Origin of the sequence: Pacificoceanicola onchidii (assembly GCF_004804335.1) — a bacterium.
In the GTDB taxonomy this organism is placed as follows: domain Bacteria; phylum Pseudomonadota; class Alphaproteobacteria; order Rhodobacterales; family Rhodobacteraceae; genus Pacificoceanicola; species Pacificoceanicola onchidii.
Genome location: NZ_SRXY01000001.1, coordinates 793,190 through 806,762 on the forward strand (window position 1 = coordinate 793,190; position 13,573 = coordinate 806,762).

Genomic DNA, 13,573 nt, shown 5'->3' on the forward strand with positions numbered 1-13,573 from the left:
CGACTTTGACAAAGCCCTGTTGCATGAAGTGGGTTTTCTGCACCTGCGAGAAAACCTTACGGAATCAGCCCATGCGCATTCGTTTTGATCAAGGCCCGACAGGCGCGGGAAGCGGCTTTGCCGAGCCGGAGACGGTGATCCGGGCAGACACGCCAGGCGAGGTACCCGCTGCGCTGGACGCTTTGGCGGCAGCGCAGACGGCCGGGCGGTGGTTGGCCGGGGTCTGCTCTTATGAGCTTGGCTTTGCGCTTGATCCGGCTTTGGCGGCCACAATGCCTGCGGATCGCGCGATGCCGCTGCTCAGTTTTGGCGTTTATGAAGCCCCGCGCGCCATGGCTCTGCCCGCGCCGGGCGGGGCGGTGACGGAGTTTGCGCCGCGCTGGCAGGAGCGGCAATATCGCGCCGCTTTTGCGCGGGTGCATGACGGCATCGCGCGGGGCAACCTCTACCAGGCCAACCTGACCTTTCCGATTGATGTCGCTTTCGAGGGCAGCGCGGCGCAGATCTATGCGGCGTTGGCGCGGGTGCAGCCGGTGACCTATGGCGCGTTGGTGGAAATGGACGGGCTGGCGCTGCTCTCGCGCTCGCCCGAACTGTTTTTCCGCACGGACCCGTCCGGGCTGATCGAAACTCTGCCGATGAAAGGCACCATTGCGCGGGGGCAGACCCCTGCGGAGGACGCGGCGCGGCGGGCGTGGCTGGAGACGGACATCAAGAACCGGGCGGAGAACAGCATGATCGTTGATCTGCTGCGCAATGATATCAGCCGGATTGCCGAGCCGGGGAGCGTGAAGGTGCCGGAGCTGTGCAAGGTCGAGGCCTATGCGACGGTGCATCAGATGGTCTCGCGCGTGGTGGGGCGTTTGAAGCCGGATGTGCGCCTGCCCGGCATTTTGCGCGCGCTGTTTCCCTGTGGCTCGATCACCGGCGCGCCGAAGATTGCCGCCATGCAATTGCTCGCCGATGTGGAGCCGTGGCAGCGCGGGGCCTATTGCGGGGCGATTGGCTGGGCTGCGCCGGATGGCCGGTCGCAGTTCAACGTGGCCATTCGGACGTTGACGATGCGCGGGACGCGCGGTGTGTTGAACGTGGGCGGGGGTGTCGTTTGGGACAGCACCGCCGATGCAGAATATGAGGAAGCGCTGTGGAAAGCCCGCTTTGCCCGCCGGCTGATGCCGGATTTCGCCTGATCGAAACCGGACTGTGGACGCCCGAGGGCGGGCTGGCGCGGCGCGAGGCGCATCTGGCGCGGCTGAGCCGGACGGCGCAGCGATTCGGCATAGCCTTGCGAGGGGTGGAGGCCGCTCTGGAGGCTGTGTCTTTTGACGGGCCGGTGCGGCTTCGGCTGACGGCGGATCAGCAGGGCCGAGTTGAAGTGACGGGGACGGCCATTGCGCCCGCAGCCCCGGTGTGGCGCGTGGCAATTGCGGCGGAGCGGGTGCGCTCCGATGATCCGTGGCTCAGTGTGAAAACCACCGAACGCGGGCTTTATGACCGGGTGCGCGCGGCGCTGCCCGAAGGGGTAGACGAGGTTTTGTTCCTCAATGAGAGGGGCATGGTGGCGGAGGGGACCATCACCAATGTGTTCGTCAGGCGCGAGCGGTGGATTACGCCGCCGCTGTCTGATGGCTGTCTGCCGGGGATTTTGCGTCAGGAGATGATTGCGGGCGGCGCGATCGAGCAGAGCCTGAGCCTTGATGATCTGAGCCGGGGAGACTTGCATGTGGGCAACGCCCTGCGGGGGTTGATTAAGGTTAAGCTGGTGTAAGGGCCGGGCTCTCCCTTGACTTTACCCCGGTATAGGGGTGTATCCGCGCCTGACCTCCCTTTTGCGGATTTTGACGAAGGATCCCGATATGCACGCCTATCGCAGCCATACCTGCGCCGATCTGACCAAAGACAACGTGGGCGATACCGTTCGCCTGTCCGGCTGGGTGCACCGCATCCGCGACCACGGCGGCATCCTCTTTATCGACCTGCGCGACCATTACGGCGTGACGCAGGTTCTGTGCGATCCGGATTCGCCTGTTTTCGCGGACATGGAAAAAGTGCGCAGCGAATGGTGTATCCGCATCGACGGCAACGTGAAGGCGCGCGATCCGGAGCTGGTGAACCCCAAGCTGCCAACCGGTGAGGTTGAGGTGTTTGTGCGCGATCTGGAAGTGCTGGGCTCCGCCGAAGAACTGCCGCTGATCGTGTTCGGCGATCAGGAGTACCCGGAAGAGACGCGCCTGAAGTACCGCTATCTCGACCTGCGCCGCGAGGCGATGCAGAACAACATGGTGCTGCGCTCGGACGTTGTGTCCTCGATGCGCAAGCGGATGTGGGACAAGGGGTTCCGCGAGTACCAGACGCCGATCATCACGGCCTCTTCGCCGGAGGGCGCACGCGACTTCCTCGTGCCGTCGCGTCTGCATCCGGGCAAGTTCTATGCGCTGCCGCAGGCCCCGCAGCAGTTCAAACAGCTGATCATGGTGTCGGGTTTCGACAAGTATTTCCAGATCGCGCCCTGTTTCCGCGACGAAGACCCGCGCGCGGACCGCTCGCCGACGGACTTCTATCAGCTTGATATGGAAATGAGCTTTGTCGAGCAGCAGGATGTGTTCGACACGATTGCCCCGGTGATTGCCGGTGTTTTCGAGGAGTTCGGCGGGGGCCGCAAGGTGGATGCACCTGAGAGCTGGCCGCAGATTCCCTATAAGGAAGCGGCGCTGAAATACGGCACCGACAAGCCGGACCTGCGCAACCCGATCGAGATGCAGGACGTCTCCGAGCATTTCCGCGACTCTGGTTTCGCGATCTTCGCCAAGCTGCTGGAGCAGGACGGCACCGAGATCCGCGCGATCCCTGCGCCGACGGGCGGCAGCCGGAAGTTCTGTGACCGCATGAACAAGTTCGCCCAGCAGGAAGGTCTGCCGGGGATGGGCTATATCTTCTGGCGCGATCAGGGTCAGGGCATGGAAGCCGCTGGCCCCCTGGCCAAGAACATCGGGCCGGAGCGCACCGAAGCGATCCGTCAGCAGCTTGGTCTGGAGGTGGGCGACGCGGCCTTCTTCCTGGGCGGCAAGCCGGCGGCGTTTGAACGCGTGGCGGGCAAGGCGCGCGACGTGATCGGCGCGGAGCTGAACCTCACGGATGAGAACCGCTTTGCCTTTGCCTGGATCGTGGATTTCCCGATCTACGAGAAGGACGAAGAGACCGGCGCGGTTGATTTCGAACACAACCCGTTTTCGATGCCGCAGGGCGGGATGGATGCGCTCAATGGCGATCCGCTGGATGTTCTGGGCTATCAGTACGATCTGGCCTGCAACGGCTATGAACTGGTCTCCGGCGCGATCCGCAACCACAAGCCGGACCTGATGCTCAAGGCGTTTGAGTTGGCCGGTTATGGCGCGGATGAGGTCAAGAGCCGCTTTGGCGCGCTCTTCAACGCGTTCCACTATGGCGCCCCGCCGCACGGGGGCTGTGCCGCCGGGATCGACAGGATCGTCATGCTGCTCGCCGATCAGCAGAACATCCGCGAGGTCATCATGTTCCCGATGAACCAGCGCGCCGAAGACCTGATGATGAATGCGCCCAGCGATCCGACCTCGGATCAGCTGATGGAGCTTGGTCTGCGGGTGATCCCGCAGGAGTAAGACGGGCAGGTCTCAGGACAAACGAAAGCCCCGCGCCGGAAGGTCTGCGGGGCTTTTTGGTTCGCGTGTTTTAATGAGTCGGCGTCATAAGCTCCGCCGCCACGACCACCGAGCCGTAGGCGAAGAAAAGCCCGAACATCGTGAGCGCGGTGACGGCGAGGATGACGAGCCGCACCCTCTCATCGCGCTGATCGGCGATTTCCGGCCCCGCGGCTTCGCGGGTTCGGCGTGTAACGCTGTGTTTTACCATTAACAAAGGCAGCAGCAGAGCAAGTGTCACTGCAACCATCACCAGAGCGGCTTCTGTCCCCATAGCCAAGACCTCCGTTGCTTGATTTCAACGTTAAATTGCATGGCGAATGTGGCACTTCTGCGGTGCGGGTGAGGGGTTTTAACGATTTGTTAACGTCAATTAAGAGGCCGGGACCCGCTCAGATCGCCACCTTCTCCGCCAGCCGCTCCTGCAGCAGTGCCGCGACGCGGGCGACGACGGCCTGGATCGGGCGGCCATGCGCGCGGGCGTTGGCGAGATCTTTTGCGGCGTCCTCAAGCGGATAGTCCCCGGCGCTGCTCGCGACCCCGCGCAGGAACTGGGCGAGGTAGTCCAGCAGACGGCCATCGCTGCGCTCTTCGAGCACGTCCGCCGCATGGGCCATGTCATCACGGTAAGACAAAGGATCGGGTCGGACCGGATCGTTGCTGACCATACGCGGGCCGTTGGGCTGGCGCTCGGGCGGCAGGGCAGAGATGATCTTGCTCTGGAAGACCGCCACCGATTCCACTGGTTTGGCAAGGAAGCCATCGGCCCCGGCGGCCATGGCGACATCCTCGGAAAAGCTGTCACCGCTGATCCCGAGGATCACTTCGATGCGCGGGCTGGCGTTGGACAGTTCGGCAATCAGCTCCGCGCCGGAGCCGTCCGGCAGACCAAGATCGATGATGGCAACCGAAGGGCGGTAAACCTGCAGATGGCGGCGCGCCGATTTGATGCAGTCCGCACGCCGGATGCGCGCGCCTGATCGCAAACACAAGAGCCGCATGGCGTCGCAGGCATAGCGGCTATCCTCAACCACCAGAACAGTCAGCCCCAGAAGCGGGCGGGTGGCGGTCGGGCGGCGGTGTAGGTCCAGTTCGTCAGAGTAATCGTCCATGATCCCCTCCATGTGGCAGCTCGTCCCCCATGCTGCCCACGGTTAGGTGAATAAGCGGTTAAAGGACGCACCGCCTTGCCCGGCCCGGCACAGCGCGCCATAACCTGATGCAAATTTGACGTATCCAAACGCACGAGAGGAACGCCCCCATGATTGGCCGCCTGAACCATGTCGCCATTGCTGTCCCGGATCTCGAAGCCGCCGCCGCGCAGTACCGCACCGCGCTTGGCGCGAAGGTCGGGGAGCCGCAGGACGAACCGGACCACGGCGTGACGGTGATCTTCATCGAACTGCCTAACACCAAGATCGAACTGCTGTACCCGCTTGGCGAAAACAGCCCGATCAACGGGTTTCTGGAAAAGAACCCTTCGGGCGGCATCCACCATGTCTGCTACGAAGTGGACGACATTCTCGCCGCGCGCGATCACCTGAAGGAAACCGGCGCGCGTGTGCTGGGGACCGGTGAGCCGAAAATCGGCGCCCATGGCAAGCCCGTGCTTTTCCTGCACCCCAAGGACTTCAACGGCTGCCTCGTGGAGCTGGAGCAGGTCTGATGGGCATCACGTCCGGCCTCGTGCTCTATGCGGTGCTGTGGTTTCTGACCTTCCTTTGTGTCATTCCGATTCGTCTGAAGACACAAGGGGATGTCGGCGAGGTCGTGCCCGGCACCCACGCCAGCAGCCCCGAGGTGCACAACCTGAAGAAAAAGGCCTGGATCACCTCCGGCATCGCGGCGGCGATCTGGGCGGTTCTGGCCTATATCATCATCTCCGGCACAATCACCGTGCGGGATATTGATGGCTGGATGGCCAAGCGCATGCAACCGGCGGCGGAAGCGGCAGAGTAATCAGCCGCCCCCGCCCCGGTTTCTTTGGGCCCAAAATACCTCGGGGAGTCGCAGCTTGCTGCGGCGGGGCAGGGCCCCAAAAACGCGCCCGCAGGGCGCGCTGGTCGCCTCGCAATAGCGAGGCGAAACCTCTTTCACCTCACCGCGCCAGCCGATGGAAGATATGGGTGAAGGTCGCCGCCCCGAGCACCGGGATCAACAGGTTCACCAAAGGCACGGTCAGCGGCACCGCCATCAGCGCGCCCGCGGCCGAGATCGTCAAAAGGTTGCGCCGCCAGAGCGCCTTGGCCTCGATCCGGCCCACCCGGCGCGTCGCCGCAAGGGTGAAGTATTCCCGCCCCAGCAGGAACCCGTTCAGCACCCAGAAGATCACCGGCGCAAGCGGAGACAGGAACAGGTAGAGCACCAGCGCCGCGAGGTTTGCGCCGATCAGGATACCGAGGAAAGACAGCGTGTCGCGCAGCCCTTCGGAAAAGGACAGCGGCTCGGCGGGCGGAAGGTGCGGGTAGTGTTTTTCCTCCACCGCATCCGCCACATCGTCGAGAAACAGCGAGGTGATGGCCGAGGCCACCGGCACCATGAGAAAGACCGAGAGCAGGATCGTCAGAGGGATCGCCGCCCAGCTGATGGCATTGTCGACCCAGGTCACTTCTCCGATCCAAGGCAAGGTCACGCTGTCGCCCACAAGCCAGCCCACGCCGAACGAGAACACAAGGTAGAAGCCAAAAAGCAGCAGGATCGTCAGGCCGACCCCTTTGAAGAGCGTGCTGCGAAAGCGGCGGTCGCCCAATTGGCCCAGAGCACTGAAAAAGGCGGAAAAGATCATTCGGATACCCAGGATGTGATGGCCTCAAGGTCCGGGCGCGGACGTTCCGGAGGGGTGGAGGTTTCCGTGCCGATATGGATCAGCCCGGCGATGCGCTCGTGCGCTGCAAGGCCCAGCGCCTCGGACATGAACGCGCGGTCATGGCTGAACCAGCCCGAAAGCCAGTTCGCCCCCCAGCCGGAGGCCAGCGCCGCATTCAGAAGCGCGAGGCAGACCGCCCCGGCGGAATAGGTTTGCTCGATCGCGGGGATCTTGGGGCTGTCCTTTTGCACTTCGATCACCGCCACGCAAAGCGGGCTGGTGGTGTAGACATGGGTCGCTTTTTCGATATCTGCCGCATCCTTGCCGAGCCGTTCGCCGGTGCTGCGGATGATGGATGTCATGCGCCGCAGGGCCGCCTCTTCGAGTACGATGAACCGCCAGGGCTCCAGCTTGCCGTGATCGGGTGTGCGGGCGGCGGCGGTGAGCATGGGCATCAGCGCGGCGCGGTCCGGGCCGGGGCCGGTCAGCGTTTTGGCCGGGCGGGAGCGGCGGCGGAGCAGGAAGTCGAAGGCGTCTTGTTCAGAGTCGGGCATGTCACATCCAGTTTGGTCGCTGCCCTTATGTCAGGGCTGGCTGCCCCGGTTTCAACCGGGAAGTTGCGGATGATGGCCGCGCACGGTAGGCCAGAGCCATGAAAACCCCGGATTTCTCTGATCTGGCCCAGCCCGGCGCGACCATCATGGTGCGCGTCACGCCAAAGGCCGCGCGCAACCGCATCGAGCGCGATGAGGCTGGTCTGCGGGTTCATGTGACGGCGGTCCCCGAAGGCGGGAAGGCCAATGCGGCGGTGGTGAAGCTTTTAAGCAAGGCTTTGGGTGTGCCGAAGAGCCGGTTGGTTCTGGTGCGGGGGGAGACCGCGCGGGACAAGGTGTTTCGGATTGAGGAGTGAGCAGGAGCGCTGCTTTCTGCAAGCGATCCTTCCTCTCACCACAGGCGCGGAATCAAGGCCGCAGGCCGCCGCGCCATCGACGGGCCGTCCCCGCGGCACGGCGATTGGGTTGGTGCCGGGCACTACACAATGCCAGCGCGCCAGTGGCCGGGATAAATCCAGGAGATCAGAGGGGGGATCGCCGTACCACGGCCCGTCATGTCGGAGACATGCTTCCAGCATGATGACGCGGCTTGTGTGCTGGCCACAAGGTCCCGGATCAAGTCCGGGACGGGGAGCGCTGAATGACTGGCGTTACGGAGATGCCCCGAACGCCTGCCGCCTACCCCTCTTCCGGTTTGCGCATATAGACCCCTTCGGGCAGCTCCAGTGCCGCGATCAGGTCGTTCAGTTGCGACATGGAGAGGGTGACCGTGACGGTCTTGTCCTGACGCGGGTCATATTGGCCCACGGTCACGCATTCCTCGAAATTCGAGATCACCACATCTTCCTGCAAAGGCGCGTCGCCCTCGTCGACAAGGGTGATCACGGTGGCGTCAAAGTCGTGCTCGATGCTGAACATGGCATCAGAGTATCGGCTTTCCGCCCGGCTGCAAGCCCTCGTCTCACAGCTCTGTCACCGGGCCAGATCGGGACTGGCCCCGCGCGGAAACGGCGACTATCCTGAAGACGCGCAACACTCATACCCGGACACCCCATGCATCGCCTGATTCCGCTCCTGCTTCTTGTGCTCGCCGCCTGCACGGAAATGCCCGCGCCGACCACCCCTGCCCCGCAGGATTCGCCGGACACAAAGGTCCAGACCGATGTGCGGGTCCGCGCCGGAGCCGCCGCACAGCGCTTTGTCACCGTGGTGGAAACGGTGGAGCCGGTGGCCGAGCGGGTCTGCCGGGAACGCACGCGCGGCATGAACTGCAATTTCCAGATTGTCGTGGATGATCGCCCCGGCGAGCCGGCCAATGCTTTTCAGACCATTGACGAAACCGGACGGCCGATCATCGGCTTCAACATCGCGCTGATTGCCACAGCGCGCAATGCCGATGAGCTGGCCTTTATCCTTGGGCACGAGGCGGCGCACCATGTGCTCGACCACATCTCCAAGACGGTGCAGAGCGCCACGGTGGGGGCGGTGATCTTCTCCGGCATTGCCGCGCTTGGCGGGGCGGATGCGGAAGCGGTGCGCTCGGCAGAGGAGCTTGGGGCAACCGTGGGCGCGCGCACCTATTCCAAGGAATTCGAGCTGGAGGCGGATCAGCTGGGCACCATCATCGCCGCCCGCGCGGGTTATGATCCGGTGCGAGGCTCGGCGTTCTTTACCCGCATCCCGGACCCCGGCAACCGGTTCCTCGGCTCGCACCCGCCCAATGCCGCCCGTGTCGAGATCGTGCGCAAGACCTATGCCGCCTTCAAAGCGGGCAACATCTAGGGTCAGGAAAGCCGCGTTGACCATTGGCTCAGGAAGGCCGCGTTGACCTGAGTCAAGGCGCTATCGCGTCAAACTTGTATCCTCTCCCGCATGCGTCCAGACAAACAGGGAGAGAAGCGATGCCAAACAGGACCACACTCCGCCGCCATGCCTATCTCGTCGACGAGATGGCCAATGCCCAGGGACTAGACCTTGAAGAACAGGTGTTTCGCGGCACACTGAGCATTCCCGATCTGGATGACGCAGTGCTGCGCTGTACTGGCTGCACCGATCCCGGTTCCTGCGAAGTCTGGCTGGAAAGCCGTACCGAGACGGCCGGGGCACCGCCGTCCTACTGCCGTAACCATGTGCTGTTCGCGGAACTGCGGAGGACCCAGCAATGACGCGGGACCGCGATGAAGCGCTTGTGCGCCCGAACCGCCCGCTTGGCCCCGTGCGCGAGCATTTTTGGAAAGTGCAGCGCATGGCGCAGGCCACGGGCGTGGATCTGGCCGCATCCATGGAAGGGGACGCGCTGAGTCAGGAGGACTGGGCCGAAATGGTTGCGCGGTGTCGCAGCTGCGCCTGGACCGAAGGCTGCGGGCGCTGGCTGGCACAGGGAGACGAGGCCGGGCGCGACTGCCCGGAGGCCTGCCGCAACCAGCAGAGTTTCGATTTATTGAAGGCTGTCGCAGCGGAGTGACGTGTTATGGCTGAAAAGCTTGGTGATCCATCGGTCCATTTCTTCATGACGCGCAGCGTGGCGCGGGTGATGGGGTTCAACCTGTACGAAGAGGTGCAGAGCGGCGCGCTGAGCGCGGCGGATTATTCGGAGATGGTCACGCGGTGCCGGGGCTGCGCTTTGGTCGAGGCCTGTCAGGAGTGGCTGTCGACGCAGACCAACCTCAGCACAAACCCACCGCCGGGCTGCTGCAACGGAGAGCAGCTCTGTGCACTGCGCAAGACGCAGCGGGCGCATTAAGGGCGCGTCTGCCTTTGATGCAGATTTTCAGGACGATGCTCTAGCGGCCGGGCGGCCCGGTTCGCTGGACGATCCGGGCTGAGGTTTTTTATCGCGAAGACTTCACTGCGAGCGCAGGTTCTTGGCCGATTCCTTGATCGCGTCGTACTGACCGGAGGGGCGATAGGGCCAGAGGTACTCGTCCAGTACCGCCTTGGTCGCCGTTGGGCGAATGCCGAGGTCTTCGAGACCTTTGGCGCCGTCCGAGACCACGTTGTCGGCACGCAGCGAGCGCACCTGATCGCGGGTGATCTGCGCCGGGACAAGTCCAAGCGTGATGCTCTGGATCAGGTCCGAGACAGACCCCATGATCCCGCCAACGAAAAACGGGATGTTCAGCACGAGGCGACGGCGGCGGATGGTGCGGAGCATCTCGTGCATCAGCTCGGAGAAGCTGCGCACGTCCGGCCCGCCCAGCTCATAGATGCCCTCGGCCTCGCCCAGCACGCCTTTGACCGCGGCCTGCGCCACGTCATCGACATAGACCGGCTGGAACTTCGTATTGCCACCGACGACAGGGATGACCGGCGAAAGACGGGTCATCTTGGCGAAGCGGTTGAAGAAGGCATCCTCCGGCCCGAAGATCACCGAAGGGCGCAGGATGGTGGCCTTGGGCATGCGTTCGAGCACGGCGGCCTCGCCCTGCCCTTTGGACTTGGCATAAAGGCTGTTCCCATCGGCATCCGCCCCGATGGCAGAGATATGCACCATGCGGGTGATTCCCTCGGCGGCGGCGAGGCGGGCAATGCGCGCGGCCCCTTCGTTCTGGACCGCCTGGAAATTGTTCTTGCCGCCCTTGTCGAAGGTGCCGACGCAGTTGACCACCGCATCTGCCCCGATCATCGCGGCGCGCACGCTTTCATCATCGCGAATATTGCACAGAACCGGCTCGACCTGGCCCACGGCGCCGTATGGACGCACAAAAATGGCCTCGTTCGGGCGACGCACCGCGACTCGGACGCGCCAGCCAAGTTTGGCCATGCGCCGCGCGATATAGCGTCCGACGAAACCGGACCCCCCGTAGATGGTAACGAGATTGGTCATCTGGCGACTCCTGAAGCTGGAATTGCTGTTAGAAATAGAGCGTTGAGGGGATATGAGCAAGACGCCGGATTGCCGCGTGCGAGACATTGAAAAAACCCTGTTGACACCCCCCGGCATGCACCTTAAACGCCTGCTTCACCAACCCGTGCCCAGATGGCGGAATTGGTAGACGCGCTGGTTTCAGGTACCAGTGGCCGAAAGGCCGTGGAGGTTCGAGTCCTCTTCTGGGCACCATGGAAAGCCCCTAAGGTTCTGTCCTTGGGGGCTTTTTTGCATCCTGCGTTTCGCGACCGAAAAACACGGTCAGGTCTTGGTGGCATACGCCATGGCCCGGCGCATGCCCCGATTGATCCGTTTTTCAATCTGCAGTAGCGTAGCGCCCCATAGAAATACCGACCAATCGTTTTGATCCATTCAGGAGCCACGCAAGATGAGCAAAGACATCGACCCCGTGAACACTGAAGAAACCGGTGAGATTGCCCTCGATCACACCCGGCTGCTGGGCTACTGGCTGCTGCCGGATGACCACATCGAGCAGTACGGTGAGGACCGGCATTCGATCCGTCTGAAAATGGGCAACAAGGGCGGCAACAAGTTCTTCGGCGGCAACGCCGGGATCCGCAAGGTTGCGTAAGCGCGGACTATGACCGTGTCAGACGCCGCCGGGGATGACCCGGCGCTGGAACAGGGCAGCCGCTGGGCGTTTGAGCCGTCTGCGGCGCGCGCCAAGGCGCTTGATGCCTGGATGCATCAGGCGCTGCTGGACAGTTTCCTGCACATATCCGAGCGCTGCGCCAGCAAGGCACCGGGCGTGACGGAAGCGCTGGCCCAGCCGATTGCGCATTTGCGCGCGTGCGGCATCCTGCCCCCCGAGGCCTTTGGCACCTATTACGAGCTGGTCGAGCACGCCTCTGGCGGGGATATTGATCAGGCGGTTGAAAACGCGCGGGAAATCGCGGCCTGCTGCGCGCTGGGCGCGACAGAGGACTGGCCCGTCTTTGCGGTGGGCGCGGAGAATGCCGCGCAGCTTGAACGCGCCTTCAAGCGCCGGATGAGCCCCGGCGAGCGTGGGCTGTTTGACGCGGTGGACGAAGACAGCCGCGCGACCTTCAGCGCGCGGTTGCGGCAGGGGCTTGATCTGCTCAAGCGGGGCGCGCCGGACATTCATATCGAGATCCGCTCGATCATCCGATCGGTGCTTCTGGCGCAGGCCCCGGAAGGGTCCAAGCTGGAGTTTGACGGGGCCTCGCATTACGAGCTGTGGGGGCTTGTCCTGCTCAATCCGAAATTTCACGAGACACCTTTGGCGGTGGCCGAGGTTCTGGCGCATGAATGCGGGCATTCGCTGCTGTTTGGCATGATGGGCAAGGAACTGCTGGTGCACAATCCGTATGAAGACCGTTACCCGTCACCGCTGCGGCCTGATCCGCGGCCCATGGACGGTATTTTCCACGCAACGTTTGTTTCGGCGCGGATGGCGATGACCATGGAGCAGCTGGCGGCGAGCGGGATCCTCACGCCTGCGGAGCGCGCGGACGCGCTTGAGGCGGCGGCGCGGGATCGGGCGAATTTTGCCTCCGGCGACAGCGTGATCCGCTCCGATGGCCGCCTGACGGAAACCGGGGCGGCGATTATCGAAAACGCAAGACGCTGGATCGCTCTGCCGCCGGTAACGGCAGGCGGGTAAAGGCGCAGAGCCGCCCTACTGGCTGCGCAGCTCGACAAGCATCTGATCGGGGCGGTTTTCCTGTTTCTGGCGGGCAAAACAGGTTTCGATAGAGACCGGATCGCCGGGGCTGCGTGCGAGAATCCAGAAGGCTTCGACAAGACCTTCAAAGGACTGCCTGACCGTCGCCACGCGGTCCGCGTTGGGGTGATCGTGGGGTCCGTGAATCATCGGGTTGCTGTTGATTTCCCAGATTTCCGGGCGGCCTGCCCGAAGACCGAAATCGACCCGGCCAAACTCCAGACCGATCAAATCGCAGACATTCCAGACCAGATCTTCATGGGGGTAGGCATCCATCTCGGCCCGTTCTGCGGCGTAATCGGCGTCATCGGCCAGCCCCATCATGCCGTCTTTTGCCATCCAATGGGTGTCATGCACCGACGCGCCGCGCACCACCTCCGGGCCGACACGATAGCCCGAGAGCTTGCGAAAGAACCTGCGGTCCGGCACCGGCGCGCCCGCGTATTCGACAAACAGAAGATCGGTCAGCGGCAGGCCTTCGGCAAGGGCCGCGTCAAAGGCTGCGCGGGCCTCCTGTGCGTTTGCCAGCAGATCGCTTTTCGCGCCCTGATGGGCGCTGGCCTGGCGCAGGAAGACGGGAAACCGGTCCGGCCATTCCTGCACGGCGGGCCGCCAGCATTGGAAGGTGTTGATGCCCTTGAGATAAAGCGTGCGGAGGAAATCAGCGCGGGGCAGCCACTTGGCGGGATCGTTCAGAACCCGGCAGCCAGCGGCGAGCAGGCGTTTGCGCAGCTTGCCAGCGGCGAGCAGTTGCTGGGCGGAGAGGCGTTCGAAATCGCTCAGAACCCATGTGCCATGCGGCAGCTCGGTGCTGGCAAAGAGGCTGGACCAGGACAGGCATTCGGCGCGGACGCCGCGGGCTTCAAGGGCTGATGCGACGGAGGCGAAGGTGTAGCGGTGGCCGTGGAAGGTCACGAAATAGAGCGTGCGGCGCGGGTCTGCGGAGATGTCGACCGGGAACAC

The 13,573-nt window shown here is 63.6% G+C and carries 19 protein-coding genes and 1 tRNA gene; 13 read left to right on the forward strand and 7 right to left on the reverse strand.

Going from position 1 to position 13,573, the window contains the following annotated elements; genetic code table 11:
- The first annotated feature begins 71 nt into the window (after positions 1-71).
- The 3 genes from E4662_RS03860 (at position 72) to aspS (ending at position 3,638) form a co-directional block, all read left to right on the forward strand.
- A complete protein-coding gene (locus tag E4662_RS03860) occupies positions 72-1,190 on the forward strand; it encodes an aminodeoxychorismate synthase component I (RefSeq protein WP_136439925.1) in 1,119 nt (372 codons plus the stop codon).
- Positions 1,145-1,768 (forward strand): aminotransferase class IV, encoded by a 624-nt coding sequence (locus E4662_RS03865; RefSeq protein WP_136439926.1) that lies wholly within the window; start codon positions 1,145-1,147, stop codon positions 1,766-1,768. Before E4662_RS03860 ends, E4662_RS03865 begins: the two co-directional genes overlap by 46 nt.
- A gap of 88 nt (positions 1,769-1,856) precedes the next feature.
- Entirely contained in the window at positions 1,857-3,638 is a 1,782-nt protein-coding gene (aspS, locus tag E4662_RS03870; RefSeq protein ID WP_136439927.1) for an aspartate--tRNA ligase, read from the forward strand.
- Between the two features lie 70 nt (positions 3,639-3,708).
- Here the strand turns inward: aspS and E4662_RS03875 are convergent, their stop codons facing one another.
- Positions 3,709-3,951, reverse strand: coding sequence for a hypothetical protein (locus E4662_RS03875; RefSeq protein WP_136439928.1), 243 nt, complete (start codon positions 3,949-3,951; stop codon positions 3,709-3,711).
- Between the two features lie 118 nt (positions 3,952-4,069).
- Complete coding sequence (locus E4662_RS03880) at positions 4,070-4,789, reverse strand: response regulator (protein ID WP_136439929.1); 720 nt, start codon at positions 4,787-4,789, stop codon at positions 4,070-4,072.
- 149 nt (positions 4,790-4,938) lie between these two features.
- Between E4662_RS03880 and mce the strand changes: the two genes are divergently transcribed.
- Positions 4,939-5,343, forward strand: a complete 405-nt coding sequence (gene mce / locus E4662_RS03885) for a methylmalonyl-CoA epimerase (RefSeq protein ID WP_136439930.1) — start codon at positions 4,939-4,941, stop codon at positions 5,341-5,343.
- The gene (locus E4662_RS03890) at positions 5,343-5,636 is read left to right on the forward strand and encodes a DUF1467 family protein (RefSeq protein WP_136439931.1); all 294 of its coding nucleotides are present in this window, start codon (positions 5,343-5,345) and stop codon (positions 5,634-5,636) included. The genes mce and E4662_RS03890 overlap by 1 nt, the downstream gene beginning before the upstream one ends.
- Before the next feature lie 139 nt (positions 5,637-5,775).
- Here the strand turns inward: E4662_RS03890 and E4662_RS03895 are convergent, their stop codons facing one another.
- Both E4662_RS03895 and E4662_RS03900 read right to left on the reverse strand, forming a co-directional pair.
- On the reverse strand, positions 5,776-6,462 hold the full coding sequence (locus tag E4662_RS03895; protein ID WP_136439932.1) for an EI24 domain-containing protein: 687 nt from the start codon (positions 6,460-6,462) through the stop codon (positions 5,776-5,778).
- Positions 6,459-7,037: a nitroreductase family protein gene (locus tag E4662_RS03900; protein ID WP_136439933.1), complete on the reverse strand. Its 579-nt coding sequence runs from the start codon at positions 7,035-7,037 to the stop codon at positions 6,459-6,461. Before E4662_RS03900 ends, E4662_RS03895 begins: the two co-directional genes overlap by 4 nt.
- Positions 7,038-7,135: 98 nt before the next feature.
- On the opposite strand from E4662_RS03900, the gene E4662_RS03905 reads away from it, so the two are divergent.
- Complete coding sequence (locus E4662_RS03905; protein WP_136439934.1) at positions 7,136-7,393, forward strand: DUF167 domain-containing protein; 258 nt, start codon at positions 7,136-7,138, stop codon at positions 7,391-7,393.
- Positions 7,394-7,715: 322 nt separating this feature from the next.
- Here the strand turns inward: E4662_RS03905 and E4662_RS03910 are convergent, their stop codons facing one another.
- Entirely contained in the window at positions 7,716-7,955 is a 240-nt protein-coding gene (locus E4662_RS03910) for a hypothetical protein (protein WP_136439935.1), read from the reverse strand.
- 135 nt (positions 7,956-8,090) lie between these two features.
- Between E4662_RS03910 and E4662_RS03915 the strand changes: the two genes are divergently transcribed.
- From E4662_RS03915 to E4662_RS03930, 4 genes are all read left to right on the forward strand, one after another.
- Positions 8,091-8,819, forward strand: coding sequence for a M48 family metallopeptidase (locus E4662_RS03915; RefSeq protein WP_136439936.1), 729 nt, complete (start codon positions 8,091-8,093; stop codon positions 8,817-8,819).
- A 119-nt stretch (positions 8,820-8,938) separates the two neighbouring features.
- Positions 8,939-9,202, forward strand: a complete 264-nt coding sequence (locus tag E4662_RS03920) for a DUF6455 family protein (RefSeq protein ID WP_168797884.1) — start codon at positions 8,939-8,941, stop codon at positions 9,200-9,202.
- Positions 9,199-9,501 carry a DUF6455 family protein gene (locus tag E4662_RS03925; protein WP_136439937.1) on the forward strand — a complete coding sequence of 101 codons (303 nt, stop codon included), beginning with the start codon at positions 9,199-9,201 and terminating at the stop codon, positions 9,499-9,501. The genes E4662_RS03920 and E4662_RS03925 overlap by 4 nt, the downstream gene beginning before the upstream one ends.
- Before the next feature lie 6 nt (positions 9,502-9,507).
- Positions 9,508-9,780, forward strand: a complete 273-nt coding sequence (locus tag E4662_RS03930) for a DUF6455 family protein (RefSeq protein ID WP_136439938.1) — start codon at positions 9,508-9,510, stop codon at positions 9,778-9,780.
- Between the two features lie 102 nt (positions 9,781-9,882).
- On the opposite strand, the gene E4662_RS03935 is transcribed toward E4662_RS03930, so the two are convergent.
- Positions 9,883-10,863: a complex I NDUFA9 subunit family protein gene (locus E4662_RS03935; protein WP_136439939.1), complete on the reverse strand. Its 981-nt coding sequence runs from the start codon at positions 10,861-10,863 to the stop codon at positions 9,883-9,885.
- A 147-nt stretch (positions 10,864-11,010) separates the two neighbouring features.
- Between E4662_RS03935 and E4662_RS03940 the strand changes: the two genes are divergently transcribed.
- The 3 genes from E4662_RS03940 (at position 11,011) to E4662_RS03950 (ending at position 12,550) form a co-directional block, all read left to right on the forward strand.
- Positions 11,011-11,097: transfer RNA gene (locus E4662_RS03940), tRNA-Leu, on the forward strand.
- Positions 11,098-11,293: 196 nt separating this feature from the next.
- Positions 11,294-11,497 carry a hypothetical protein gene (locus E4662_RS03945; RefSeq protein WP_136439940.1) on the forward strand — a complete coding sequence of 68 codons (204 nt, stop codon included), beginning with the start codon at positions 11,294-11,296 and terminating at the stop codon, positions 11,495-11,497.
- Positions 11,498-11,506: 9 nt separating this feature from the next.
- On the forward strand, positions 11,507-12,550 hold the full coding sequence (locus tag E4662_RS03950; RefSeq protein ID WP_136439941.1) for an aKG-HExxH-type peptide beta-hydroxylase: 1,044 nt from the start codon (positions 11,507-11,509) through the stop codon (positions 12,548-12,550).
- Positions 12,551-12,565: 15 nt separating this feature from the next.
- Here the strand turns inward: E4662_RS03950 and E4662_RS03955 are convergent, their stop codons facing one another.
- Positions 12,566-13,573, reverse strand: coding sequence for an ATP-grasp domain-containing protein (locus E4662_RS03955; RefSeq protein ID WP_136439942.1), 1,008 nt, complete (start codon positions 13,571-13,573; stop codon positions 12,566-12,568).